This window comes from Streptomyces sp. NPDC002276, assembly GCF_053891435.1.
The window spans coordinates 296114-318381 of record NZ_JBSFCQ010000007.1; the positions used below are offsets into that span (position 1 = coordinate 296114).

A 22268-nucleotide genomic window follows, 5' to 3' on the forward strand; every position below is an offset into this window, starting at 1 on the left:
ACCGGGAAACATCGCCCGAAGGATGAACAGCCCGCAAAGAACGCATGAGCAATACGCGGCCCACTCTCGCAGCCGAAAGTGATCGTTCATGACGTTCGAGGGCTTCATCACCGGAGTGGGAGCCAGATCACAGGACAGTAACGGCGACTCTGTCACCCCAGCGGGTGCCTCAGTCGAACTGGTCCCCCAGTGCCATCACCATCGCGCCGACGACCAGCAGCCACAACGCCCGTCTGGTACGGCCCCGGGAGCCGAGCACCGACGCGAGCGCGCACAGCGCCGCGCCCACGGCATAGGCGGCCGGGACGAGCACCGGTTCGGAACCGGTGGCTCTCAGCGCCGCCGCGGCCACCCCGGCGAGGGCCAGCACGGCGCCGGTCAGGAGCGCCGTCCAGCGGGCCCGCCGCGCGTCCAGTGCGGGATCGTCGAAGTCCGGTGTCTCGGATTCTCCGCGTCCGTCCATGGCGGGCGAGAGTAGCGCGTCCTCCTGAGAGACCTCGTGCACGGCCAACCGACGTCCTCCACAATCTCGTTGCTCTCCCACAGAAAGCTACGCAGAACCGGAGGGGCCCGTTCACCGAACATCCCCGGGGGACGCATCTCACTCGATGCGTCCCCCGGGGATGTCGATTTCCTACGGCGGCTCAGCCCTCGCGGGGTCTCAGCCCTCGCTGACGCCCAGCTGCTCCAGGATCAGTTCCTTGACGCGGGCCGCGTCGGCCTGGCCTCGGGTCGCCTTCATGACCGCGCCGACCAGGGCACCGGCCGCGGCCACCTTGCCGCCGCGGATCTTGTCGGCGATGCCCGGGTTGCCGGCGATGGCCTCCTGGACGGCGGTGGTGAGAGCGCCGTCGTCGGAGACGACCTTCAGACCGCGCTTCTCGACGACCTCGTCCGGGGTGCCCTCGCCGGCGAGAACGCCCTCGATGACCTGGCGGGCCAGCTTGTCGTTCAGCTCACCGGCGGTCACCAGGGCGGTGACCCGGGCGACCTGCTCCGGCGTGATGGCCAGCTCGTCGATCGAGGTGCCCGACTCGTTGGCGCTGCGCGCCAGTTCGCCCATCCACCACTTGCGCGCGGAGGCCGAGTCGGCACCGGCGTCGATCGTGGCGACGATGGAGTCGATGGCACCGGCGTTGAGGATCGACTGCATGTCGAACGCGCTGATCCCCCACTCCTCGCGCAGCCGGTTGCGGCGGGCCAGCGGCTGCTCGGGCAGTCCGGTACGGATCTCCTCGACCCACTCGCGCGAGGGGGCCACCGGCACCAGGTCCGGCTCCGGGAAGTACCGGTAGTCCTCCGCCTCCTCCTTCACGCGGCCCGAGGTCGTCGACCCGGTGTCCTCGTGGAAGTGGCGGGTCTCCTGGATGATCGTGCCGCCGGAGTTCAGCACCGCGGCGTGGCGCTGGATCTCGTAACGGGCGGCACGCTCCACGGAGCGCAGCGAGTTGACGTTCTTGGTCTCGCTCCGCGTGCCGAACTTCTCGCGGCCGTGCGGGCGCAGCGACAGGTTGACGTCGCAGCGCATCTGCCCCTGCTCCATGCGCGCCTCGGACACACCGAGCGCGCGGATCAGCTCGCGCAGCTCCGCGACGTAGGCCTTGGCGACCTCGGGAGCGCGCTCACCCGCGCCTTCGATCGGCTTGGTGACGATCTCGATGAGGGGGATGCCGGCGCGGTTGTAGTCGAGCAGCGAGTGCGAGGCGCCGTGGATACGGCCCGTCGCGCCGCCGACGTGCAGCGACTTGCCGGTGTCCTCCTCCATGTGGGCGCGCTCGATCTGCACCCGGAAGGTCTCGCCGTCCTCCAACTGGACGTCCAGATAGCCGTTGAAGGCGATCGGCTCGTCGTACTGGGAGGTCTGGAAGTTCTTCGGCATGTCCGGATAGAAGTAGTTCTTCCGGGCGAAGCGGCACCACTCGGCGATCTCGCAGTTCAGCGCGAGGCCGATCTTGATCGCGGACTCGACGCCGATCGCGTTGACGACCGGGAGCGCGCCGGGCATGCCGAGGCAGGTCGGGCAGGTCTGTGAGTTGGGCTCGGCGCCCAGTTCGGTCGAACAGCCGCAGAACATCTTGGTCCTGGTGCCGAGTTCGACATGGACCTCAAGGCCCATGACGGGGTCGTACGACGCGAGAGCGTCCTCGTACGACTCCAGGTCGGTCGTGGTGGTCACGGTGAACTTTCCCTCTCAGCCCAGCAGGACGTCGTCGTCGCCCAGCCGCTTCAACTCGCGGTACAGGATGGCGAAGCCGGTGACGAGCGCGACGGCGGAGACCGAGGCGTCGATCAGACGGAGCGTGTCGTGCTCGGTGCGCGCCTTCTTGATCTGCTTGGCGACACTCAGCGCGCCGAACGCGGTGGTGACCATGGACACATACGTGCCGGACTTGGACTTCTTGAAGCCCTTGGCCTTCGACAGTGCGTTGCTCACAGCGACGGTGCCTCCTCAAGCAGCGGGTGCCCCCACTTTTCCACGAAGGCGGCCTCGACGGCGGCGCCGACCTTGTAAAGACGGTCGTCCTTCAGCGCCGGGGCAATGATCTGGAGCCCGACCGGCAGGCCGTCCTCCGGCGCGAGACCGCAGGGCAGAGACATGGCCGAGTTGCCCGCCAGGTTGGTCGGGATGGTGCACAGGTCCGCGAGGTACATCGCCATCGGGTCGTCGGCACGCTCGCCGATCGGGAAGGCGGTGGTCGGGGTCGTCGGCGACACGATCACGTCGACGCTCTCGAACGACTTCTCGAAGTCGCGGGTGATGAGCGTACGGACCTTCTGGGCGCTGCCGTAGTACGCGTCGTAGTAGCCACTCGACAGGGCGTACGTCCCGAGCATGATGCGACGCTTCACCTCGGGGCCGAAGCCCGCCTCACGGGTGATCGAGGTGACCTCTTCGGCCGAGTGGGTGCCGTCGTCGCCGGTACGGAGGCCGTAGCGCAGGCCGTCGAAACGGGCGAGGTTCGACGAACACTCGGAGGGCGCGATCAGGTAGTACGCCGACAGGGCCAGGTCGAAGGACGGGCAGTCCAACTCGACGATCTCCGCGCCCAGTTCCTTGAGCACCTCTACGGCCTCGTCGAAGCGCTGGATGACACCGGCCTGGTAGCCCTCGCCGCGGAACTGCTTGACGACGCCGACACGCATGCCGACGACGCTGCCGTTCCGGGCGGCCTCGACGACCGGCGGGACAGGCGCGTCGATCGAGGTCGAGTCCAGCGGGTCGTGCCCGGCGATGACCTCGTGCAGCAGCGCCGCGTCCAGGACCGTACGGGCGCACGGGCCACCCTGGTCGAGGGAGGACGAGAACGCGACCATGCCGTACCGCGAGACGGCCCCGTACGTCGGCTTGACGCCGACCGTGCCGGTGACGGCGGCCGGCTGGCGGATGGAGCCGCCGGTGTCGGTGCCGATGGCGAGGGGCGCCTGGAAGGAGGCGAGCGCGGCGGAGGAACCGCCACCGGAGCCGCCGGGGATCTTGGTCAGATCCCACGGGTTGCCGGTAGGCCCGTACGCACTGTTCTCCGTGCTCGACCCCATGGCGAACTCGTCCATGTTGGTCTTGCCGAGGATGACGACGTCGGCGGCCTTGAGCCGCTTGGTGACGGTCGCGTCGTACGGCGGGATCCAGCCTTCGAGGATCTTCGAACCGACGGTCGTCGGAATGCCCTCGGTGGTGAAGATGTCCTTGAGCGCGAGCGGAACGCCGGCGAGGGGCCCCAACTCCTCGCCCCTGGCCCGCTTCGCGTCGACGGCGCGGGCCTGCGCGAGGGCACCCTCGCGGTCGACGTGCAGGAAGGCGTGCACCTTCGCGTCGACCTCCTCGATCCGGGCGAGGTGGGCCTCGGTGACCTCGACGGCCGTGAGGACGCCGGACGCGATGTTCGCGGCGGTCTCGGCGGCGGTGAGCCGGATGATGCTGCTGTGGTCCGTCATGGTGATTAGTCCTCCCCCAGGATCTGCGGCACCTTGAAACGCTGCTGCTCCTGGGCCGGGGCGCCGGAGAGCGCCTGCTCGGGGGTGAGCGAGGGACGGACCTCGTCCGCGCGCATGACGTTCGTCAGCGGCAGCGGGTGGGAGGTCGGCGGTACGTCTTGGTCGGCGACCTCGCTGACGCGGGCGACCGCGCCGATGATGTCGTCCAGCTGTCCCGCGAAGTGTTCGAGCTCTTCGGGCTTCAGCTCCAGACGCGCCAGCCGGGCGAGGTGGGCGACCTCCTCGCGCGTGATGCCAGGCATGCGGCGTTCCTCTGGGGTGAGTGTGTGTGGTTTGGGACCAATCCTATGGGGCGGGGGGCCGTAGCCGTTAAACGGTTTCGATCGCCGACTTCTCAGCAGGCGGTTCCCGTAAGGGGCGCGGGGAACTGCGCGCCCAGCCACAACGGCCCCGCAGCCGCGAACGGACCGAAGCCCCCACCCCCGTAGGCGCAGCCTTTCAGCCGAGCCGCCCCGGATCATCCGCAGCGGCCGCAGGCAACGCGGCCCGAGGCCGCTGCCACCCCCGAGAACCCCGCGCCAGCAGCCACGCCGTCATGTCCTCCGGAGGCATCGCCGCGGCGACCAGCCACCCCTGTACGGCGTCGCAGCCCAGGTCCCGCAACCGCTCCCACGTCTCGTCGTCCTCGACGCCCTCCGCGACGACGAGAAGCCCGAGCGAGTGCGCGAGATCGACCGTGCACCGCACGATCTCCGCGTCCTCCGTGTCCACCGCCAGCCGCGCCACGAACGAGCGGTCGATCTTCAACTCGCTGACGGGGAGCCGCCGTAGATGCACCAGGGACGAGTACCCCGTGCCGAAGTCGTCGAGGGACATCTTCACGCCGTGGCCGGTCAGGCCGTTGAGGGTGTCGGCGGCGCGCTGCGGGTCCTCCAGGAGCACGTGTTCCGTGATCTCCAGCTGGAGCGACCCCGCAGGGACCCCGTGCCGGGCGAGGCGCGCGGCGACCGAGCCCGCGAAGCCGGGGGTGTGCACATCGCGTGGGGAGACGTTCACCGCGACCGGCACGAACAGGCCCTGGGCCCGCCACCTGGCGACCTGGGCGAGGGCCGTGTCGAGGACGTATTCCGTCAGATGGGGCATCAGTCCTGACGACTCGGCGATCGCTATGAACTCGTCCGGCGGCACCTTCCCGCGCTCCGGATGCACCCACCGCACCAGCGCCTCAAGGCCGGCGACCTGGCCGTCGAAGCGGACCTTGGGCTGGTAGTGGACCTGCACCTCGTGCGCGTCGAGCGCCCGCCGCAGATCCCCCAACAGGCCCAGCCGGTCAGGGGTGTTGGAGTCCCGCTTGGACTCGTAGACCTCCACGCCCGTGCGGTCCCGCTTCGCCTGGTACATCGCGACGTCGGCCCGGCGCAGCAGTCCCTCGGCGTCGAGGGCGTGGTCGGGGAAGACGGCGACGCCCGCACTGGCCTCCAGGACGAGGGTGAGCCCGTCGAGGTCGAGCGGGGAGCTGAGCGCGGCGACGAGGTTGCGGGCGACCCGGGTCGCGGACGTCGTGGAGTCGGCGACGGGCAGCAGTACGGCGAACTCGTCGCCGCCGAGCCGCGCGGCCTCCGCCCCGCGCGGCAGCGCGACCCGCAGCCGGTCGGCTATCTGCAACAGCAGCCGGTCACCGGCCAGATGACCGAGAGTGTCGTTGACCGACCGGAAGCGATCGAGGTCGATCAGCATGAGCGCGGCCTTGGCGCCGATGCGTTCGGCGTCGTCAAGGGCGGTCCAGATGCGCTCCAGGAGCCACTGCCGGTTGGGCAGCCCGGTCAGCGGGTCGCGCAGTTGCTCCTCGGCCCTGGCGCGGGCCATCCACAGGGTGGAGTCGAGGGCGATGAGCGGGATCGAGAAGAGGGGCAGCAGGACCGGCTGGGCGACCGCGACCACACAGATCAGGGGGGCGATGCCGAGCAGGGCGACCGCGACCAGTCCCTGTCTGAGCAGGGCGGTGCGGGCGACGGTGGGCAGTCCGCCGTGGCGCGGGGCGTGCAGATACCAGAGCAGGGTGCGGGTGACGGCGAGATAGGCGAGGGCGACCAGGATCACTTCGGGGGCGGTGTAGACCGTCCAGGTGTCCGGGTTCCAGGGCTTCTCGACGGACGGCACCCGGCCGAACGCGCCAAGGACGAGGGCTCCGGCGGCTATGCCCAATATGTCTACCGCGCCGTGCAGGACGCCCTGGCGCCAGCGGTTGCGGCGGGCTATGCCGACCAGGACGACCACGGTGAGGCTGACCATGCCGGCGGCGACCCAGCCGTAGAGCAGCAGGACGCCGAGGGTGAGGGCGGCGCCGGAGCCGGTGCCGCCCCACCAGCGGGCGCGGCCCAGCGCGACCAGGTGGCCGACGATGATGCCGGTGAGGACGGCCAGCGACCAGCCGACGGTGCCGGACGGGAAGAGCGCGTGATCGCCGGTGAACGCGCGGAAGAAACCGGCGCCCAGGACGAAGCCGGCCGCGACGACCACCGCCGTGGGGAGCGCGGGCCAGTTCAGATGCCGTCCGGTCTCACCGCCCGGCAGTGGGGAGGCGTGGGTGGCGGAGAGCGGTGCGTCGTGGCGCGCGTCCGGTGTGGAGTACTGTCCGGTGGCGCGCGGCTGGGTGCTGCCCGGACGCTCCACGGGGCGCGCTCCCCAACGGCTCTCCCGCCAGGCGCCGGTGAGCCGGCGCAGGAGTGAGTCCGGGGGGGCGCTCTCGGTCGGTTCCATTCCCGTCCCTCTCACAGCCGGCGGTGCCCACGCCACGCGGTCCGATGCCCGACTTCCATCAACGGAACCGCGTTTGGAAAACCCTTCCCCTTGCTCACCAAGAGCAGGGGGTTGCCCCAACCGCAGCTGGGCACGGCAGGTGCACACCTCAACAGTAGGCCGCAGAAGGCTTCCACGGGCAGCGGTCGTAGACGGTTGCCCGAATGCGACCCGGCCACCCGTATGCATCTGGTATGCGCCGATCGGGTGGCCTTCAACCGCTGCTCCTCGCTACTCCTCGACCGGAAGCGCGACTTCGGCGGCCGCCTCGGGACCCTGTTCCAGCAGAACGGTGAAGCCGTCCTCGTTCAGAACCGGCACCTTGACCTGCATCGCCTTGTCGTACTTGGAACCAGGATTGTCACCTACGACGACGAAAGACGTCTTCTTCGAAACAGAACCGGTCACTTTCGCTCCCCGGCTCTGGAGGGCGTCCTTCGCCCCGTCCCGCGTGAAGTGTTCGAGTGTGCCGGTCACGACGACCGTCAGCCCTTCGAGCGGACGCGGGCCCTCGTCCTCGGCGGAACCCTCCTCCTCCATACGGACCCCGGCGGCCCGCCACTTGCGGAGGATCTCCTGGTGCCACTCCTCGGCGAACCACTCCTTGAGGGAGGCGGCGATGATCGCGCCGACCCCGTCGGTGTTCGCCAACTCCTCCTCGGTGGCCTGCTCGATACGCTCGATCGAGCGGAACTCGCGGGCCAGCGCCTCGGCGGCGACCGGGCCGACATGACGGATCGACAGTCCGGTGAGGATCCGGGCGAGCGGACGGTCCTTGGCCGCGGCGATGGTCTCCAGCATCGCCAGCGCGTTCTTCTTCGGCTCGCCCTGCTGGTTGGCGAAGACCGTCGCGATCTTCTCCTCGCCGGTCTTCGGGTCGCGCTTGGGCAACCCGCTGTCCTGGTCGAGGACATACGCCTTGATGGGCAGCAACTGCTCGATGGTGAGGCCGAACAGGTCGCCCTCGTCCTTCAGCGGCGGGTCCTCCGGCTCCAGCGGCTTGGTGAGCGCGGCGGCCGACACATAGCCGAAGTGGTCGATGTCCAGCGCCTTGCGGCCCGCGAGGTAGAACAGCCGCTCCCTCAACTGGGCAGGGCAGGCACGGGCGTTCGGGCAGCGGAGGTCGATGTCGCCCTCCTTCATCGGCCGCAGCGGCGTACCGCACTCGGGGCACTCCGCCGGCATCACGAACTCCCGCTCGCTGCCGTCGCGCAGGTCGGCGACCGGGCCGAGGATCTCCGGGATCACGTCACCGGCCTTGCGCAGCACCACCGTGTCGCCGATGAGGACGCCCTTGGCCTTGACGACCTCCTGGTTGTGCAGCGTCGCGAACTCGACCTCCGAGCCCGCCACCGTGACCGGCTCGACCTGCGCGTACGGCGTGACCCGGCCCGTACGGCCCACGCCCACACGGATGTTGACGAGTTTGGTGTTGACCTCCTCGGGCGCGTACTTCCACGCGATCGCCCAGCGCGGGGCGCGGGAGGTGGAACCGAGCCGTCCCTGGAGGGGGATCTCGTCGAGCTTGACGACCACGCCGTCGATCTCGTGCGCGACGGAGTGCCGGTTCTCGCCGTAGTACCTGATGAACTCCCGTACGCCGTCGAGGTCGTCGACCACCCTGTTGTGCGTGGACGTGGGCAGGCCCCAGGTCTTCAGCAGGGCGTACGCCTCGGAGAGCCGGGTGAGGGGGTCGAAGCCCTCCAGGGCGCCGATGCCGTGCACGACCATGTGCAGGGGGCGGCCGGCGGTGACGCGCGGGTCCTTCTGGCGCAGTGAACCCGCCGCCGCGTTACGGGGGTTGGCGAAGGGCTTGTCGCCGGCCTCGACCAGGCGGGCGTTCAGCTCCTCGAACTTCTCCATCGGGAAGTAGACCTCGCCGCGGATCTCCACGAGGTCGGGCACGCGGTCGCCGGTCAGCCGGTCCGGGATCTCCGCGATCGTGCGGACGTTGGGCGTGATGTCCTCGCCCGTACGGCCGTCGCCGCGGGTCGCCGCGCGCGTGAGACGGCCGTGCTCATACGTGAGGTTGACGGCGAGGCCGTCGACCTTCAGCTCGCACAGGAAGTGGTGATCGGAGGCGCCGACGTCCTTGTGGACGCGCTCGGCCCAGGCCGCCAGCTCCAGGTCGTCGAACGCGTTGTCCAGGGAGAGCATGCGTGAGGGGTGGACGACGGAGGTGAACTCAGTCTCGTACGCCCCCGCAACCTTCTGGGTCGGCGAGTCGGGCGTGCGCAGCTCGGGATACTCCTCCTCCAACGCCTCCAGGGCGCGCAGGAGTTGGTCGAACTCCGCGTCGCTCACGACCGGGGCGTCGTTCACGTAGTACCGGAAGCGGTGCTCCTCGATCTGCTCAGCGAGCTGCGCGTGCTTCTCCCGTGCCTCTGCGGGCACCGCCGTCTCCGCTTGCCTGTCGCCGGCCACCGTGTTGTCCTTCCGTCACTCAGGGTTGTCCGCGAGGGATCTCGCCGCCCGGACGCAGTGGGCGAGAGCATGGCGCGCGTACTCGGGGGAAGCCCCCGCGAGTCCGCACGACGGGGTGATGGTGACCGACTCCGCGAGGAGTCCTGGTCGCAGCCCCAGCCTGCGCCACAGCGTCCTGACACCCATGACGCTACCGGCAGGGTCTGACAATGGGGTGTCCGTGCCCGGCACGACACCGGCGAAGAGCCGGGTACCGGCCTCCACCGCCTCGCCGATCACGTCGTCGTCACGCTCGGTGAGGAGCGAGAAGTCGAAGGAGACCCCGGTCGCGCCCGCCCGGCGCAGCAGCGCGAACGGCACGTCCGGTGCGCAGGAGTGCACGACGACCGGGCCGTCCGCGTGCACCCCGACGACGTCGCGGAGTGTGCTCTCGACGAGTTGGCGGTCCACGGCGCGGTAGGTGCGGTAGCCGCTGGCGGACCTGACCTGTCCGCGCAGTACGCCGATGAGGGACGGCTCGTCCAGTTGCAGCACGATCTGGGCGCCGGGGACGCGGCGTTGGACGTCGGCGAGATGGTTGCGCAGGCCCTCGGCGAGCGAGCCGGCGAGGTCGCGGCAGGCGCCGGGGTCGGAGAGCACGGCCTCGCCGTTCCTCAACTCCAGCCCGGCGGCAAGGGTCCAGGGCCCCACGGCCTGTACCTTGATCGGCCCCTCGTACCCCTGCGTGAACTCCTCGAACGCGTCGAGGTCCTCCCCCAGCCACGCCCACGCCCGCTTGGTGTCCCGCCCCGGCCGGTCCCCGATCCGCCAGCCGCTGGGCTCCACGCGCGCGTACACCTCGACGAGCAGCCCGGCGGTCCGCCCGATCATGTCCGCACCGGGTCCCCGCGCGGGCAGCTCGGGCAGAAACGGAAAGTCCTCGAAGGCCCCGGTCGCGGTCTTGGCGGCCTCCCGGGCGTCACCGCCGGGAAGGGAACCGACACCGGTGGCAGGACCGAAGCTGAACTGGCTGTTGTTGCTCACCCCGGAAGACTAAGCCGCCGACGGTGACACGGATTCTGGGGTGCCGCCGGTATCCGCGGGGCGGCTCAGCGCATCCGGACCCCGAGCCGCTCCAGGAACCCGACCAGCTTCTCCGGATCCGTCAACTCCAGGTTGTTCAGGAATCGGTCGTGCTCCCAGGAGACGTCCGTCAGTCCGTGCACGCTGCCGCTCCCGATGAACTCGCCCTCGGCGTCGAGCAGGGCGATGGTCACGCTCCCGAAGCAGCGGCAGATGTCGTCCATGAACGTGCCGGTCGTGGTGAGAGCGCGCAGTTCCGCGAGTCCCTCGGCGTCGAACACCTCACCGATGAGCCCGCGTTCGGCGAGCGGTCCGCCGTTGTCGCCGCCGTCGAGGACCACCGCGGCCTCCGTGCGCCCCCACACGTCGTCGAGCCAGCCCCGGATCTCCGCACCGCTGGCCCGGTGCGATCGCTCCGGCCCGGTCGCCTTCCTGGTCACCTTCCCGGCCGCACCGTCAGGTCGTTGACCTCCGCGTCCGCCGGGAGGTCGATGGCCATGAGGATCGTCGTCGCGACCGACTCGGGGTCGATCCACTGGGCGGGGTCGTACTCCTTGCCCTCCTGCTGGTGGACCTTGGCCTGCATGGGGCTGGCGGTGCGGCCGGGGTAGACCGACGTGACGCGGACGCCGTTGGCGTGTTCTTCGTGGCGCAGGGCGTCCGCCAGGGCCTTCAGGCCGTGCTTGGAGGCGGCGTACGCGGACCAGTCGGCGCTCGCGCGCAGTCCCGCGCCGGAGTTCACGAAGAGCACATGGCCGCCGGAGACCCGGAGTTGGGGCAGGAGGTGGCGGGTCAGTTCGGCGGGCGCGACGAGGTTGACGTTGAGCTGGTGGTGCCAGGTCTTCGGGGTCAGGTCGCCGACCGGGCCCAGGTCGACCACCCCGGCGATGTGCAGGAGTGTGTCCACCCGGTCGGGCAGGCTCTGGTGGGAGAACGCCCAGCTGAGCCGGTCGGGGTCCGCGAGGTCGCCCACCAGGGTGCTCGCTCCGGGATAGCGGGCCGCCAGTTCCTTCGCGCGGCCGGCATCGCGCGCGTGCAGCACGAGATCGTCCCCGCGCGCGTGCAGGCGGCGGGCGACGGCCGCGCCGATGCCGGAACCGGCCCCGGTGATCACATGTGTAGCCATGCCCGCCATGCTCGCATCAGCGGGTGCCCAGCGACTCCTCCAGGTGGGCCAGCGCCCCCACCGGCTCCGCCGCGAAGAACACCAGCTCGGTGAGCGGGCGGGTCAGGAAGCCCTCCGCCTCCATCCGCTGGAACTGCGTCTTGAGGCCGTCGTAGAAGCCCGCCGTGTTGAGCACCACCACCGGCTTGTCGGTGTGGCCGTGCTTCTTCAGCTCCAGGATCTCCGTGGCCTCGTCCAGCGTCCCGGTGCCGCCCACCATGACGACCACGGCGTCGGCCTTCTCCAGGAGCAACTTCTTGCGTTCGGCGAGGTCGGCCGCGATCACCATCTCGTCGGCGCCCGCCCGCGCCTTCGCCGCGAGGAAGGTCACCGAGACGCCCACCAGGCGCCCGCCGGCCTCGTGCACGCCGTCGGCGACCACCTTCATCAGCCCGGTGTCGGAGCCGCCCCACACGAGCGTGTGCCCGCCCTTGCCGAGCAGTTCGGCGAACTCCCGCGCGGGGCGCGTGTAGCGCTCGTCCAGGTCGGCGGCGGAGAGAAAGACACAGATCTTCATATCCGTCACCGTACGCGGGAAGAACCGGGGGCCCGCGAGTGCTTTTCCGGTATGGCTGACGGACACACGATCACGATCGAGCAGGGCGACCGGCGGGTACGCGTCGTCCACGGCGACCAGGTGCTGGCGGAGAGCGACCGGCCCCTCGTCCTGAAGGAGACCGGCTGTCCCGTGCGCTACTACCTCCCCCCGGAGGACGTGCGCCTGGATCTCCTGGCCCCCTCCGAGACCCACACCCACTGCCCCTTCAAGGGGGACGCGTCCTACTGGTCGCTCCCGGATGCGACCGACCTGGTGTGGGCGTACCCCGACCCCAAGCCGGACGTGGCGCAGATCAAGGACCACCTGTGCTTCTACGAAGTAGAAGTGTTGTGAGCGATTAGTCGCACCCCCTCCGGCGGTCTTCACCGGTATGGACAAGAAGACTGTTTCGCGCGACGGCACCGCCATCGCGTACGAACGCATCGGCGCGGGTCCGCCCGTCGTCCTGGTCGGTGGCGCGATGACGACGGGCGACGGTCTGCTGCCGCTCGCCGCACAGCTCGCGCACCGGTTCTCGGCCGTCCCGTACGACCGCCGGGGCCGGGGCGTGAGTGGCGACACGGCGCCCTTCGCCGTGGCCCGCGAGGTGGAGGACCTCGCGGCGCTGATCGACGCCGTGGGCGGCAGTGCGGCGCTCTACGGCCACTCGTCGGGCGGCGCGCTCGTCCTGCGCGCGGTGGCGAGCGGTCTGCCCGTCACCCAAGTCGCGCTCTACGAGCCGCCGTTCGCTCTCGACGCGTCCGGCGCCAAGGAACGCGCCGAGTACACCGAGCGGCTGACGGAACTGCTCGCCGAGGGCCGCCGCGGCGACGCCGTCGAGCTGTTCATGGCCCTCACCGGCGCACCTCCGGAGATGATCGCGGGCGCCCGCCGCTCCCCCATGTGGCCCGGCATGGAGGCCATCGCCCCGACCCTCGCCTACGACGACGCGGCCATGGGCGACGGCCTGGTCCCGGCGGAGCGGCTTGCGTCCCTGTCCGTCCCGGTGCTGACGATCGCGGGCGGCGCGAGCGCCGAGTGGATGCGGGAGGCCGCGCGGGCCGTGGCGGACGCGGCGCCGGACGGGACGTATCGCACCCTGGACGGCCAGACCCACATGGTGGACCCTGCCGTCCTGGCGCCGGTGCTCACGGAGTTCTTCACGCGCTGACCCACGGGACGACTCCCCGAAGGGTCACGCCATCGCCGTAGCCGCGCGCGCGGTCGTCGCGATCGTCGCCGACCCCACCACGCGCGTGTCGTCGTAGAGCACGATCGCCTGCCCGGGGGCCACGCCCCGTACCGGCTCCCTGAACGACACCTCCAGGGTGCCGTCGACGAGTTCGGCGGTGACCTCGGTCTCGCCGCCGTGGGCGCGGAGTTGGGCGGTGTAGGTGCCGGGGCCCGTGGGGGCCGTGCCGCACCAGCGGGGCTTGACGGCGGTGAGGCCGCTGACGTCCAGGGCGGCGGCCGGGCCGACCGTCACCGTGTTGTCGACCGGGGAGATGTCCAGGACGTAGCGCGGCTTGCCGTCGGCGGCCGGGGTGCCGATGCGCAGGCCCTTGCGCTGGCCGATGGTGAAGCCGTACGCGCCCTCGTGCGAGCCGACGACCGTGCCGGACTCGTCGACGATGTCGCCCTCCGCCTTGCCGAGGCGGTTGGCGAGGAAGCCCTGGGTGTCGCCGTCGGCGATGAAGCAGATGTCGTGCGAGTCGGGCTTCTTGGCGACGGCGAGGCCGCGGCGCTCGGCCTCCGCGCGGATCTCGCCCTTCGTGGTCACGGTGTCGCCGAGCGGGAAGAGGGCGTGCGCCAACTGCCGCTCGTCCAGGACTCCGAGGACGTACGACTGGTCCTTGGCCATGTCGGAGGCGCGGTGCAGTTCGCGGGTGCCGTCCTCGTTCACGATCACCTGGGCGTAGTGGCCGGTGCAGACCGCGTCGAAGCCGAGCGCGAGGGCCTTGTCCAGGAGCGCGGCGAACTTGATCTTCTCGTTGCAGCGCAGGCACGGGTTCGGGGTGCGGCCGGCCTCGTACTCGGCGACGAAGTCCTCGACGACGTCCTCGCGGAAGCGGTCGGCGAGGTCCCAGACGTAGAACGGGATGCCGATGACGTCGGCGGCGCGGCGGGCGTCCCGTGAGTCCTCGATGGTGCAACAGCCACGCGCGCCCGTGCGGAACGATTGCGGGTTCGCGGAGAGCGCGAGGTGGACGCCGGTCACGTCGTGGCCGGCTTCGGCGGCGCGGGCGGCGGCGACGGCGGAGTCCACGCCGCCGGACATGGCGGCGAGTACGCGGAGGGGGCGGGGGCGCGGCGAGGTCTCAGTCATAACCCTTCCAGGGTACGGGTCGCCGGGAACCGGGACCCGCGAGTATCCGTTGAAGATCGCATGGGGGAGACACAGGGCGGGCACACGGAGACCGCGCGAGGGCTCACGGGCCGGCGGGCGCTGCTGATCGGCGGTGCCGCGGCGGCCGTGGGGACGGCGGCGCTGGCGCGGGACGAGCTGGCGCGGCTGTGGTGGCGGCTGCCCGGGGTGGAGAAGCCGCGGGTGGCGGGCGCGGTGGACTTCCGGGGCGCGCAGTGGGTGTCGGCGTCCCCGGCGAACTACCGGCGGGCGGACCGGCCGGACGACTACGGCATAGACCGGGTGGTCATCCATGTCACCCAGGGCGGTTTCCGCAGCGCCGTGAAGGCCTTCCAGGATCCCGCTCACCAGGCCGCGGCGCACTACATCGTGCGCAAGGACGGGCACATCACGCAGATGATCCGCGAGTTGGACGTGGCCTTCCACGCGGGCAACCGGGAGTACAACGAACGCAGTGTCGGGATCGAGCACGAGGGCTTCGTGGAGGAGGCGTCGTCGTTCACCGACGCGATGTACGCGGCCTCCGCGCGGCTGACGGCCGCGATATGCCGGCGCTACGGAATCCCGGTCGACCGGAAGCACGTCATCGGGCACGTGGAGGTGCCGGGGACCGATCACACGGACCCCGGGCGGTACTGGGACTGGGACCGGTACATGGCGCTCGTAAGGCGGGCACACCGGACAGGTGTGTGACTCGGGTCACACCCGGCTTTGGCTATGAGTCGTTTCAGTCACGGCGGTGTCCGATGCGTCCCCTGCTCGGGATGTGACCTGGGGTACGCCAACTCGCCTTGCACGTCAGGTGAGTTGTGAAGGGTTCGTGCACGCTTACCTTTCACAGACTGCTCTGCTCATTGCTAACTACCCCCCAGTTTTTACACAGGCCTTAGGTCAAATCTCTGGCGCCATGACACACACCAGCGAGCCCGCGTCCGAAGCAAGCAGCGACAGCAAGGGCAACCACCGCAAATCCACGGCCGAGAAGCGCGAGCACAGCAAGGGTGGTGCGGCCCGGGGCAAGGGTGTGCACCGGCGCAAGTTCCTCGGCGGGATGGCCGGGGCCGGCATCGCGGCGGTGGCCGCCGCCGGCGGTGCCTTCTCCCTGCTGAACGACGCGGCGAAGAACAAGGCGTCCGCGGCGGACACCACCCTCACCATCCCGGACCTGCTGGAGGGCACCACCTCCGACGGCACCACCACCTTCACGCTGGAGGCCAAGACCGGCACCCACGAGGTGATCTCGGGCGTCACCAGCACCACGATGGGCTACAACCAGGACTTCCTGGGCCCGACCATGAAGTGGACCAACGGCGACGTGGTCCTCCTCAACATCACCAACGACATCGGCGAGGACACGACGGTCCACTTCCATGGCGCCCACGTGCCCGCGAAGATGGACGGCGGCCCGCAGGTCGCCTTCGCCGACGGCGAGACCTGGTCCCCCACGTTCACGGTCAAGGACCCGGCCACCACGCTCTGGTACCACCCGCACGCCCTGGGCACCACCGCCAAGCAGGCCGTGCACGGCCTGGCCGGGATGATCATCGTCGAGGACTCCACGGACGCCTCGGCCGCGCTGCCCAGCGACTACGGCGTCGACGACGTCCCGCTCATCTTCCAGTCCCTCGCCGTGGACACCGACGGGGACATCAAGTACGACGCGGCCGGCTACCGGCTCAGCACGACCACCTTCCCCCTCCTGGTCAACGGCACCAACGTGGACTCCACCACGCTCGGTTTCACCGCCACCAAGACCCGGACCCGCTTCCGCGCGCTGAACGCCTCGCCGTCCGACATCATCGTGATCCAGCGCAGCGACGGCGGCACCCTCACCCAGATCAGCACCGACCAGGGCTATCTGACCGAGGCCACCGAGGTGACCACGATCCGCCTGGTGGCCGGCGCCCGCGCCGAGTTCACGATGGACCTCACCGCGGACGCCACCCTCCAGGCCGTCATCACCACCGGCTGGATCCGCGGCGGCAGCGGCACGTACGACTTCCTCGCGATCACGGCCAGCGGCTCCGACACCCCGGACGACCTGCCCAGCACCCTCAACACCATCGACCGCTACGACACGAGCGACTTCACCGCGCGGACGATCACGCTGAGCCAGAACGGCGCCACCATGCTGATCAACGGCTCGGCGGGCACGACCATGGCCGCGATGGCGATGATCAGTACGACGGTCGGCTCGAAGGAGATCTGGACGATCCAGAACTCCACCCAGCTTGAGCACTCGTTCCACCTGCACGACGTGCCCTATCAGCTGATCGCCATCAACGGCGAGGATCCCACCGGGGTCCAGCTCGGCTGGTACGACACCTACGAGGTGGTCGGTGGCGGCTCGATCAAGATCGCCATGGAGTTCACCGACTTCTCCGACGACACCTACATGTACATGCTCCACTGCCATCTGCTCCAGCACGAGGACGAGGGCATGATGGCCTCCCTCATGGTGACGGGCGACAGCACGAGCACCAGTACCGACACCTCGGACGACTCCACCGCCACGGCCAGCGCGAGCGCCTCCGCGAGCGCCAGTGCCTCGGCCACCGCGACGGACGACTCGACCGCCACGGCGACCGCCAGCGCGAGCGCGACTGACGACTAGGACCTGTCCGGCGTCGGCCTCCCCTGTGGACGCCGGACATCTGTCACCGGGGAGAGTCGGCGGACTCTCCCCGGTTCTTCGCGTGTGCGGGGCGGGTCAGGTCAGCCCGGCGGCGCGGGCCCGTTGCACGGCCGGGGCGATCGCCTTCGCCACGGCTTCCACGTCGGCCTCCGTGGAGGTGTGGCCCAGCGAGAAGCGCAGGGTGCCGCGGGCCAGGTCCGGATCGGTGCCGGTGGCGAGCAGGACATGGCTGGGCTGGGCGACGCCCGCGGTGCAGGCCGAGCCGGTGGAGCACTCGATGCCCTGGGCGTCCAGCAGCAGGAGCAGCGAGTCGCCCTCGCAGCCGGGGAACGTGAAGTGGGCGTTGGCCGGCAGCCGGTCCACCGGGTCGCCGCCGAGGATCGCGTCCGGGACCGCCGTACGGACGGCTGTGACGAGGTCGTCGCGGAGGGCGCCGATCTCGCGGGCGAACCACTCGCGCTGTTCGGCGGCCAAGCGGCCGGCGACCGCGAAGGAGGCGATCGCGGGGACGTCGAGGGTGCCGGAGCGGACGTGGCGTTCCTGGCCGCCGCCGTGCAGGACGGGTACGGGGGTGTACTCGCGGCCCAGCAGCAGCGCGCCGATGCCGTACGGGCCGCCGATCTTGTGGCCGGAGACCGTCATCGCGGCGAGCCCGGAGGCGGCGAAGTCGACCGGGACCTGACCGAAGGCCTGCACCGCGTCGGCGTGCAGCGGTACGCCGAACTCCTGGGCCACGTGGGCGAGTTCGCGGACCGGCAGGACCGTACCGATCTCGTTGTTGGCCCACATCACGGTGGCCAGGGCGACGTCGTCGGGGTTGCGGGCGATGGCCTCGCGCAGCACCTCGGGGTGGACACGGCCGTAGGAGTCGACCGGGAGGTACTCGACGGTGGCGCCCTCGTGCTCGCCCAGCCAGTGGACGGCGTCCAGGACGGCGTGGTGTTCGACGGGGCTGGCCAGCACCCGGGTGCGGGCCGGGTCGGCGTCGCGGCGGGACCAGTACAGGCCCTTCACCGCGAGGTTGTCGGCCTCGGTGCCGCCGGAGGTGAACACCACCTCGCTGGGGCGGGCGCCGAGCGCTTCGGCGAGGGTCTCCCGGGACTCTTCGACCGTACGGCGGGCCCTGCGGCCGGAAGCGTGGAGGGAGGAGGCGTTGCCCGTGATGCTCAGGTGGGCCGTCATCGCCTCGACTGCCTCGGGAAGCATCGGGGTGGTCGCGGCGTGGTCGAGGTATGCCATGGTGCCGCCGATTCTACGGTCCCCGGCGGGTACCCCGGAGGGGTGGGCCCGGCTAGAAGTTCCAGGAGACCGTGCTGTCCAGCTGCATGAAGGCGACGAGGACCAGCAGATCGGCGATGCCGAGTCCGAGGCCGAGGAAGGCCCGGCCGCGACGGGCGGTGCCGCGCCACAGGGCCACTCCGGCCAGGGCGATGGCGATCGGGCCGAGGAAGACGTTCAGGACGAGCAGGCCGACGAGGCCGAGGATGAAGGACGCGACGGCCATGCCGTCGGCGTCACGGCGGCCGGTGGCCTTGAGCTCGGTGGTGGTGTTGGCTGCCGGTGCGGTGAGTTGCATGGTGGTTCGGCTCCCGAGGATCGGGTGGGCGGATGGGCAGATGGACGGGCGGTCAGTTGGCGGGCGTACGACCCCGGCGGCCGTGCCGCTCGCGGAGCGCGAAGATGCCCAGCCATACGGCGATGACGGTGGCGGCGACGGCGGTGAAGGCGAACGACGCGTGGGCCACGGTGCCCATCACGACGCCGAACAGCAGGAGCGCTGCGACGAGGACCAGCATGGGATGAATCCCCCTCCGAGACGACTTGCGAAGACTCTCGTTACGTTTCGGTGAACGGTTGTAGTAACACTTGTTCACTGACTTTGAGTCTAGCGTCTCCGGCGGCTTTTCAATTCCGGAGAACAGTTGTTAACTGGATGACATGAGTCACACCCTCGGCATCCGGCAGGTACAGAAGCAGAAGACCCGACAGGCGTTGCTGGACGCCGCGTTGGGGCTGCTGGAGGAGCAGAGCCTGAGCAGCCTGGGCCTGCGCGAGGTCACCCGCGCGGTCGGCGTCGCTCCGACCGCCTTCTACCGACACTTCCGCTCCACGGCCGACCTCGGGGTGGCGCTCGTCGAGGAGGCGCTCGGCAGTCTGCACCCGATGATCCGGCAGGCGGTGGCGACGGCGGAGGACAGCGACCAACGCATCGCGCGCGCCGTCCAGTTGATCGCCGACCACGTGGACACCCACCCGGCCCACGTCCGCTTCCTCGCGCGCGAGCGGCACGGCGGGGTGCAGCCGGTGCGGGAGGCCATCCGGGACCAACTCGCCCGGTTCGCCCAGGAGGTGAAGGCGGAACTCGCCAAGGACCCGGAGTCCGGCGGCTGGAACGACTCCGACCTGATGATGCTGGCCCACCTCTACGTCGACCAGATGCTGATCACGGCCTCACTCTTCATGGAGGCGCGGGAGACCTCCGCCGAGGAGCACGAGCGCGAGCGGGTGACCCAACTCGCCACCCGCCAGATGCGGTTGATCAGCGTCGGCCGCCGACACTGGCTGGGCTGAGTCGGTACCGGCCGCCGACAGCGGACATACGACAGGGGCGGCGCTCCCCGGTGTACGGGTGCGCCGCCCCTGTCGTGCGGAGCGCGGTCAGCCCTGCTGCGGGGCCCCGCTCATCTGGCCGCCGCCGCCCGGGCCTCCGCCGCACCCGCCGCCAGGGCCGCCGCCCTGGCCGCCACCACCGCCACCGGGACCGCCGGACGGCATGCCGGAGGCGTTGCCGGTCGGTGCGCCCGTCGGCCGGCCCGAGGCCGCGGCACCCGTGGGCGCACCGGAGGGGGCGCCTGACGGGGCACCGCTGGGTCGTGCCGTGGCATTGCCGGTGGGCGCGGAACAGGACTGTGTGGAGCCGGAGCTGGCGCTGCCGGAGGACGACGAGGAGTCGCTCGACCCGCAGGCCGCGAGGGCCAGGGGCGAGAGCGCCAGCAGGGCCACTGCGGGGAGGAGACGCGCACGCTTCATGAGAAACAGCTCCAAAAACGGTGAGGATGCCTTGTGGCGGGAACTCAATCAACGCCCCTTAGGGCTTCCTTGTCGGCGCCCTGTCCGCACCCTGTGCACCGAGTAAAGGGCAGCCCAAGTGAACGCTCTGACCTGCGAGTTCAGGAGGACGGCCCGCTTACTCGCTGGTACAGCTCCGTGACAGAAGCAGCCGCCGCGGCCACTTCCGCGCGCGCCTCCGGCGGTGCTACGACCTCCAACGCGTCGGCGAACTGGAGCAGTTGACGCGCCTCGCGGACGACGCCGTAGGTCAGCCGGACCGTCACCCAGTCCTCCTCCCCCTCGTCGTCGGGGAGTTCGGCCAGGGAGGAGGCGTTGAGGCGCAGGAACATGTCGAGGCGGGCGCGGCGGACCCGGACGGTGACGTCGAGGCCGCCGGGGCGTTCCTCGACCTGGCGGCGCAACTCCTCCCAGGCGTCGGCGAGTTCGACGCCCGGTCGGCGCTTGACCGGGTCGGGCAGGAGGGCGGCCGAGTGCACGCGGTCGGCGCGGAAGAGGCGGGGACGTGCGCGGCGGTCTGCGACGAGGTACCAGACACCGGCCTTGGAGACGAGACCGTACGGGTCGACGGTGTAGGTGCTCGGTTCCTTCGCGCCGCTGTGCCGGTAGCGCAGCCGCAGCCGACGGTCGGTGAAGACCGCGTCCTGCAACACGTCCAGATCCACGGCGGGTTGGGGCCCGCCCTTCCAGCGGGTGGCGTCGACGAGGATCCGCCGGGAGGTCACCTCGGCGGCCGGTCGGTACGGCGCGGGCAGTGCGGCCATCACCTTGCGCAGCGCGGAACCGAGCGCGGCGTCGAGGCCGAGCGCCGCGTGGGCGCCCTGCGCGGCCAGGATGAACAGGGCGCGCGATTCGTCGGCGGTCAGTCCCGTGACGTCGGTACGAAATCCGGCGAGCAGCTCGATCCCGCCGTGCCGCCCGCGCTCGGCGTAGACCGGCACCCCGGAGGCGGACAGCGCCTCTACGTCCCGGTAGATGGTCCGCACCGACACCTCAAGCCGCTCGGCGAGTTCGTGGGCGGGGACACGGCCACGGGTCTGTAGGAGCAGCAGGATCGAGAGCAGTCTGTCGGCCTTCACACGCTCAGGATCCGCCGCCCGAAAACCCGGCGCAAATGTTGACGGAATCTGTCAGGTTATGGGTCCAGCATCGAAGCCATGAACACAAACACCACGGACCCCCGCCCCGTTTACACCCGAGCCACCGAGCAGGCCGCCGCGCTGATCAGGACGGTACGGCCGGAGCAGCTGGCCGGTCCCACCCCGTGCGCGGAGTTCGACGTACGGACCCTGCTGAGCCACCTCGTCGGCGGTACCCTGCGCATCGCGACGGTCGGCGAGGGCGGCGACGGCATGGCCGTACACCCCTTCGTGGACGGAGTCGCCGACGAGGGCTGGCCGGCCGCGTACGACGAGGCCCGCGTCCGGGTCCGGGAGGCCTGGGCGGACGACACCCGGCTGGACGCGCTGGTGCGGGTCCCGTGGGGCGAGGCACCGGGCCGCGTCGCCCTCTCCGGCTACGTCATGGAGAACGTCACCCACACCTGGGACCTCTCCGAGGCCCTGGGCCACCCCCTCGAACTCGACCCGGAACTGGCCGAGTTCGCCCTCACGATCGCCCGCCGCGTCCTGCCGGACGAACAACGGGACGCGGACACCCCCTTCGACACGGCACAGCCCGCCCCCGAAAAGGCGGACGCCTACGGCCAGTTGGCAGCTTGGCTGGGCCGGAAACCGATCGGCTGAGCCGGGCACGGGCCGGGTCCGAAACCGGCCGAGTCCGCGCAGCGACCAGCGCAGGCCCCCGACACACCCGGCGCCCGAAGGAGCCAACCCCTACCGGCAATTGGGGCCCGGCTCGGGCGAAAGGCCGATCGGCCAAGCCCGGCGCGGGCCGGGTCCCGGCGAGTCATCGACCGCCCGTCCCGGCTCGCCCCGAAACCGGCCGACTCCGCCCGACTCCGCCCGACGACCAGCACAAGCCCGACACACCCCGGCACTCCGACACCCCGGCACTCCAGCACCCGAAGGCGCCACCGCACACCGGCAGTTGAAGCCGGGCTCGGACAAAGGCCGGTCGGCCGAGCCAGCCACGGACAAGGTGACGGGCCACCCGAAGGCGGCAACGAACCGCATACGACGTCACGCAGCACGCGACCCACGCCTGGGATCCCGGCGACTCATCGACCGCCCGTCCCGGCTCGACCCGAAACCGGCCGACTCCGCCCGACGACCAGCACAAGCCCGACACACCCCGGCACCCCGGCACTCCAGCACCC

23 protein-coding genes are annotated in these 22268 nt (G+C 70.6%); 6 read left to right on the plus strand and 17 right to left on the minus strand.

The window, feature by feature from the left end; translation table 11 throughout:
* Positions 1–169 precede the first annotated feature (169 nt).
* The 11 genes from ACWIHT_RS20440 to ACWIHT_RS20490 form a co-directional block, all read right to left on the minus strand.
* Entirely contained in the window at positions 170–463 is a 294-nt protein-coding gene (locus tag ACWIHT_RS20440; protein WP_456169531.1) for a hypothetical protein, read from the minus strand.
* Between the two features lie 198 nt (positions 464–661).
* Entirely contained in the window at positions 662–2176 is a 1515-nt protein-coding gene (gene gatB, locus ACWIHT_RS20445) for an Asp-tRNA(Asn)/Glu-tRNA(Gln) amidotransferase subunit GatB (RefSeq protein WP_456169533.1), read from the minus strand.
* 15 nt (positions 2177–2191) lie between these two features.
* Entirely contained in the window at positions 2192–2434 is a 243-nt protein-coding gene (locus ACWIHT_RS20450; RefSeq protein WP_262059030.1) for a hypothetical protein, read from the minus strand.
* The gene (gene gatA / locus ACWIHT_RS20455; protein WP_456169534.1) at positions 2431–3933 is read right to left on the minus strand and encodes an Asp-tRNA(Asn)/Glu-tRNA(Gln) amidotransferase subunit GatA; all 1503 of its coding nucleotides are present in this window, start codon (positions 3931–3933) and stop codon (positions 2431–2433) included. Before gatA ends, ACWIHT_RS20450 begins: the two co-directional genes overlap by 4 nt.
* 5 nt (positions 3934–3938) lie before the next feature.
* Positions 3939–4235 (minus strand): Asp-tRNA(Asn)/Glu-tRNA(Gln) amidotransferase subunit GatC, encoded by a 297-nt coding sequence (gatC, locus tag ACWIHT_RS20460; RefSeq protein WP_007384860.1) that lies wholly within the window; start codon positions 4233–4235, stop codon positions 3939–3941.
* 196 nt (positions 4236–4431) lie between these two features.
* On the minus strand, positions 4432–6693 hold the full coding sequence (locus ACWIHT_RS20465; RefSeq protein WP_456169535.1) for a putative bifunctional diguanylate cyclase/phosphodiesterase: 2262 nt from the start codon (positions 6691–6693) through the stop codon (positions 4432–4434).
* Positions 6694–6963: 270 nt separating this feature from the next.
* A complete protein-coding gene (ligA, locus tag ACWIHT_RS20470) occupies positions 6964–9156 on the minus strand; it encodes an NAD-dependent DNA ligase LigA (RefSeq protein WP_456169536.1) in 2193 nt (730 codons plus the stop codon).
* A 15-nt stretch (positions 9157–9171) separates the two neighbouring features.
* Complete coding sequence (locus ACWIHT_RS20475; RefSeq protein ID WP_456169537.1) at positions 9172–10179, minus strand: methionine synthase; 1008 nt, start codon at positions 10177–10179, stop codon at positions 9172–9174.
* Positions 10180–10244: 65 nt separating this feature from the next.
* Positions 10245–10658 carry a hypothetical protein gene (locus ACWIHT_RS20480; protein WP_456169538.1) on the minus strand — a complete coding sequence of 138 codons (414 nt, stop codon included), beginning with the start codon at positions 10656–10658 and terminating at the stop codon, positions 10245–10247.
* On the minus strand, positions 10655–11353 hold the full coding sequence (locus ACWIHT_RS20485; RefSeq protein WP_456169539.1) for an SDR family oxidoreductase: 699 nt from the start codon (positions 11351–11353) through the stop codon (positions 10655–10657). Before ACWIHT_RS20485 ends, ACWIHT_RS20480 begins: the two co-directional genes overlap by 4 nt.
* 7 nt (positions 11354–11360) lie before the next feature.
* Positions 11361–11900, minus strand: a complete 540-nt coding sequence (locus ACWIHT_RS20490) for an LOG family protein (RefSeq protein WP_456169540.1) — start codon at positions 11898–11900, stop codon at positions 11361–11363.
* A 51-nt stretch (positions 11901–11951) separates the two neighbouring features.
* On the opposite strand from ACWIHT_RS20490, the gene ACWIHT_RS20495 reads away from it, so the two are divergent.
* Complete coding sequence (locus tag ACWIHT_RS20495; protein ID WP_456169541.1) at positions 11952–12275, plus strand: DUF427 domain-containing protein; 324 nt, start codon at positions 11952–11954, stop codon at positions 12273–12275.
* Between the two features lie 37 nt (positions 12276–12312).
* Positions 12313–13092, plus strand: a complete 780-nt coding sequence (locus tag ACWIHT_RS20500; RefSeq protein WP_456169542.1) for an alpha/beta fold hydrolase — start codon at positions 12313–12315, stop codon at positions 13090–13092.
* Positions 13093–13116: 24 nt separating this feature from the next.
* Here the strand turns inward: ACWIHT_RS20500 and mnmA are convergent, their stop codons facing one another.
* Positions 13117–14247 (minus strand): tRNA 2-thiouridine(34) synthase MnmA, encoded by a 1131-nt coding sequence (gene mnmA, locus ACWIHT_RS20505; RefSeq protein WP_456169544.1) that lies wholly within the window; start codon positions 14245–14247, stop codon positions 13117–13119.
* A gap of 60 nt (positions 14248–14307) precedes the next feature.
* Here mnmA and ACWIHT_RS20510 point away from each other — a divergent pair, with 60 nt between their 5' ends.
* On the plus strand, positions 14308–14979 hold the full coding sequence (locus tag ACWIHT_RS20510) for an N-acetylmuramoyl-L-alanine amidase (protein ID WP_456169545.1): 672 nt from the start codon (positions 14308–14310) through the stop codon (positions 14977–14979).
* A 214-nt stretch (positions 14980–15193) separates the two neighbouring features.
* The gene (locus tag ACWIHT_RS20515) at positions 15194–16900 is read left to right on the plus strand and encodes a multicopper oxidase family protein (protein WP_456169546.1); all 1707 of its coding nucleotides are present in this window, start codon (positions 15194–15196) and stop codon (positions 16898–16900) included.
* 96 nt (positions 16901–16996) lie between these two features.
* Here the strand turns inward: ACWIHT_RS20515 and ACWIHT_RS20520 are convergent, their stop codons facing one another.
* The 3 genes from ACWIHT_RS20520 to ACWIHT_RS20530 are packed head-to-tail and all read right to left on the minus strand — an operon-like array spanning position 16997 to position 18717.
* A complete protein-coding gene (locus tag ACWIHT_RS20520; protein WP_456169548.1) occupies positions 16997–18160 on the minus strand; it encodes a cysteine desulfurase family protein in 1164 nt (387 codons plus the stop codon).
* Between the two features lie 52 nt (positions 18161–18212).
* Positions 18213–18497 (minus strand): DUF4190 domain-containing protein, encoded by a 285-nt coding sequence (locus ACWIHT_RS20525; RefSeq protein WP_456169549.1) that lies wholly within the window; start codon positions 18495–18497, stop codon positions 18213–18215.
* Positions 18498–18549: 52 nt separating this feature from the next.
* A complete protein-coding gene (locus tag ACWIHT_RS20530) occupies positions 18550–18717 on the minus strand; it encodes a hypothetical protein (protein ID WP_456169550.1) in 168 nt (55 codons plus the stop codon).
* Positions 18718–18859: 142 nt separating this feature from the next.
* On the opposite strand from ACWIHT_RS20530, the gene ACWIHT_RS20535 reads away from it, so the two are divergent.
* The gene (locus tag ACWIHT_RS20535; protein ID WP_456169551.1) at positions 18860–19492 is read left to right on the plus strand and encodes a TetR family transcriptional regulator; all 633 of its coding nucleotides are present in this window, start codon (positions 18860–18862) and stop codon (positions 19490–19492) included.
* An 87-nt stretch (positions 19493–19579) separates the two neighbouring features.
* Here the strand turns inward: ACWIHT_RS20535 and ACWIHT_RS20540 are convergent, their stop codons facing one another.
* Positions 19580–19951: a hypothetical protein gene (locus ACWIHT_RS20540; protein WP_456169552.1), complete on the minus strand. Its 372-nt coding sequence runs from the start codon at positions 19949–19951 to the stop codon at positions 19580–19582.
* Positions 19952–20091: 140 nt separating this feature from the next.
* Entirely contained in the window at positions 20092–21069 is a 978-nt protein-coding gene (locus tag ACWIHT_RS20545) for a helix-turn-helix transcriptional regulator (RefSeq protein WP_456169553.1), read from the minus strand.
* Positions 21070–21147: 78 nt separating this feature from the next.
* On the opposite strand from ACWIHT_RS20545, the gene ACWIHT_RS20550 reads away from it, so the two are divergent.
* On the plus strand, positions 21148–21735 hold the full coding sequence (locus tag ACWIHT_RS20550) for a TIGR03086 family metal-binding protein (protein WP_456169554.1): 588 nt from the start codon (positions 21148–21150) through the stop codon (positions 21733–21735).
* The last annotated feature ends 533 nt before the right edge of the window (positions 21736–22268 follow it).

Excerpts from the sequence above, each read along its gene's own strand:
- ACWIHT_RS20440 (WP_456169531.1), bottom strand. The coding sequence starts at position 463 with ATGGACGGACGCGGAGAATCCGAGACACCGGACTTCGACGATCCCGCA.
- gatA (WP_456169534.1), bottom strand. The coding sequence starts at position 3,933 with ATGACGGACCACAGCAGCATCATCCGGCTCACCGCCGCCGAGACCGCC.
- gatC (WP_007384860.1), bottom strand. The coding sequence starts at position 4,235 with ATGCCTGGCATCACGCGCGAGGAGGTCGCCCACCTCGCCCGGCTGGCG.
- ACWIHT_RS20465 (WP_456169535.1), bottom strand. The coding sequence starts at position 6,693 with ATGGAACCGACCGAGAGCGCCCCCCCGGACTCACTCCTGCGCCGGCTC.
- ACWIHT_RS20485 (WP_456169539.1), bottom strand. The coding sequence starts at position 11,353 with ATGGCGGGCATGGCTACACATGTGATCACCGGGGCCGGTTCCGGCATC.
- ACWIHT_RS20490 (WP_456169540.1), bottom strand. The coding sequence starts at position 11,900 with ATGAAGATCTGTGTCTTTCTCTCCGCCGCCGACCTGGACGAGCGCTAC.
- ACWIHT_RS20495 (WP_456169541.1), top strand. The coding sequence starts at position 11,952 with ATGGCTGACGGACACACGATCACGATCGAGCAGGGCGACCGGCGGGTA.
- ACWIHT_RS20500 (WP_456169542.1), top strand. The coding sequence starts at position 12,313 with ATGGACAAGAAGACTGTTTCGCGCGACGGCACCGCCATCGCGTACGAA.
- mnmA (WP_456169544.1), bottom strand. The coding sequence starts at position 14,247 with ATGACTGAGACCTCGCCGCGCCCCCGCCCCCTCCGCGTACTCGCCGCC.
- ACWIHT_RS20510 (WP_456169545.1), top strand. The coding sequence starts at position 14,308 with ATGGGGGAGACACAGGGCGGGCACACGGAGACCGCGCGAGGGCTCACG.
- ACWIHT_RS20515 (WP_456169546.1), top strand. The coding sequence starts at position 15,194 with ATGACACACACCAGCGAGCCCGCGTCCGAAGCAAGCAGCGACAGCAAG.
- ACWIHT_RS20520 (WP_456169548.1), bottom strand. The coding sequence starts at position 18,160 with ATGGCATACCTCGACCACGCCGCGACCACCCCGATGCTTCCCGAGGCA.
- ACWIHT_RS20525 (WP_456169549.1), bottom strand. The coding sequence starts at position 18,497 with ATGCAACTCACCGCACCGGCAGCCAACACCACCACCGAGCTCAAGGCC.
- ACWIHT_RS20530 (WP_456169550.1), bottom strand. The coding sequence starts at position 18,717 with ATGCTGGTCCTCGTCGCAGCGCTCCTGCTGTTCGGCGTCGTGATGGGC.
- ACWIHT_RS20535 (WP_456169551.1), top strand. The coding sequence starts at position 18,860 with ATGAGTCACACCCTCGGCATCCGGCAGGTACAGAAGCAGAAGACCCGA.
- ACWIHT_RS20540 (WP_456169552.1), bottom strand. The coding sequence starts at position 19,951 with ATGAAGCGTGCGCGTCTCCTCCCCGCAGTGGCCCTGCTGGCGCTCTCG.
- ACWIHT_RS20550 (WP_456169554.1), top strand. The coding sequence starts at position 21,148 with ATGAACACAAACACCACGGACCCCCGCCCCGTTTACACCCGAGCCACC.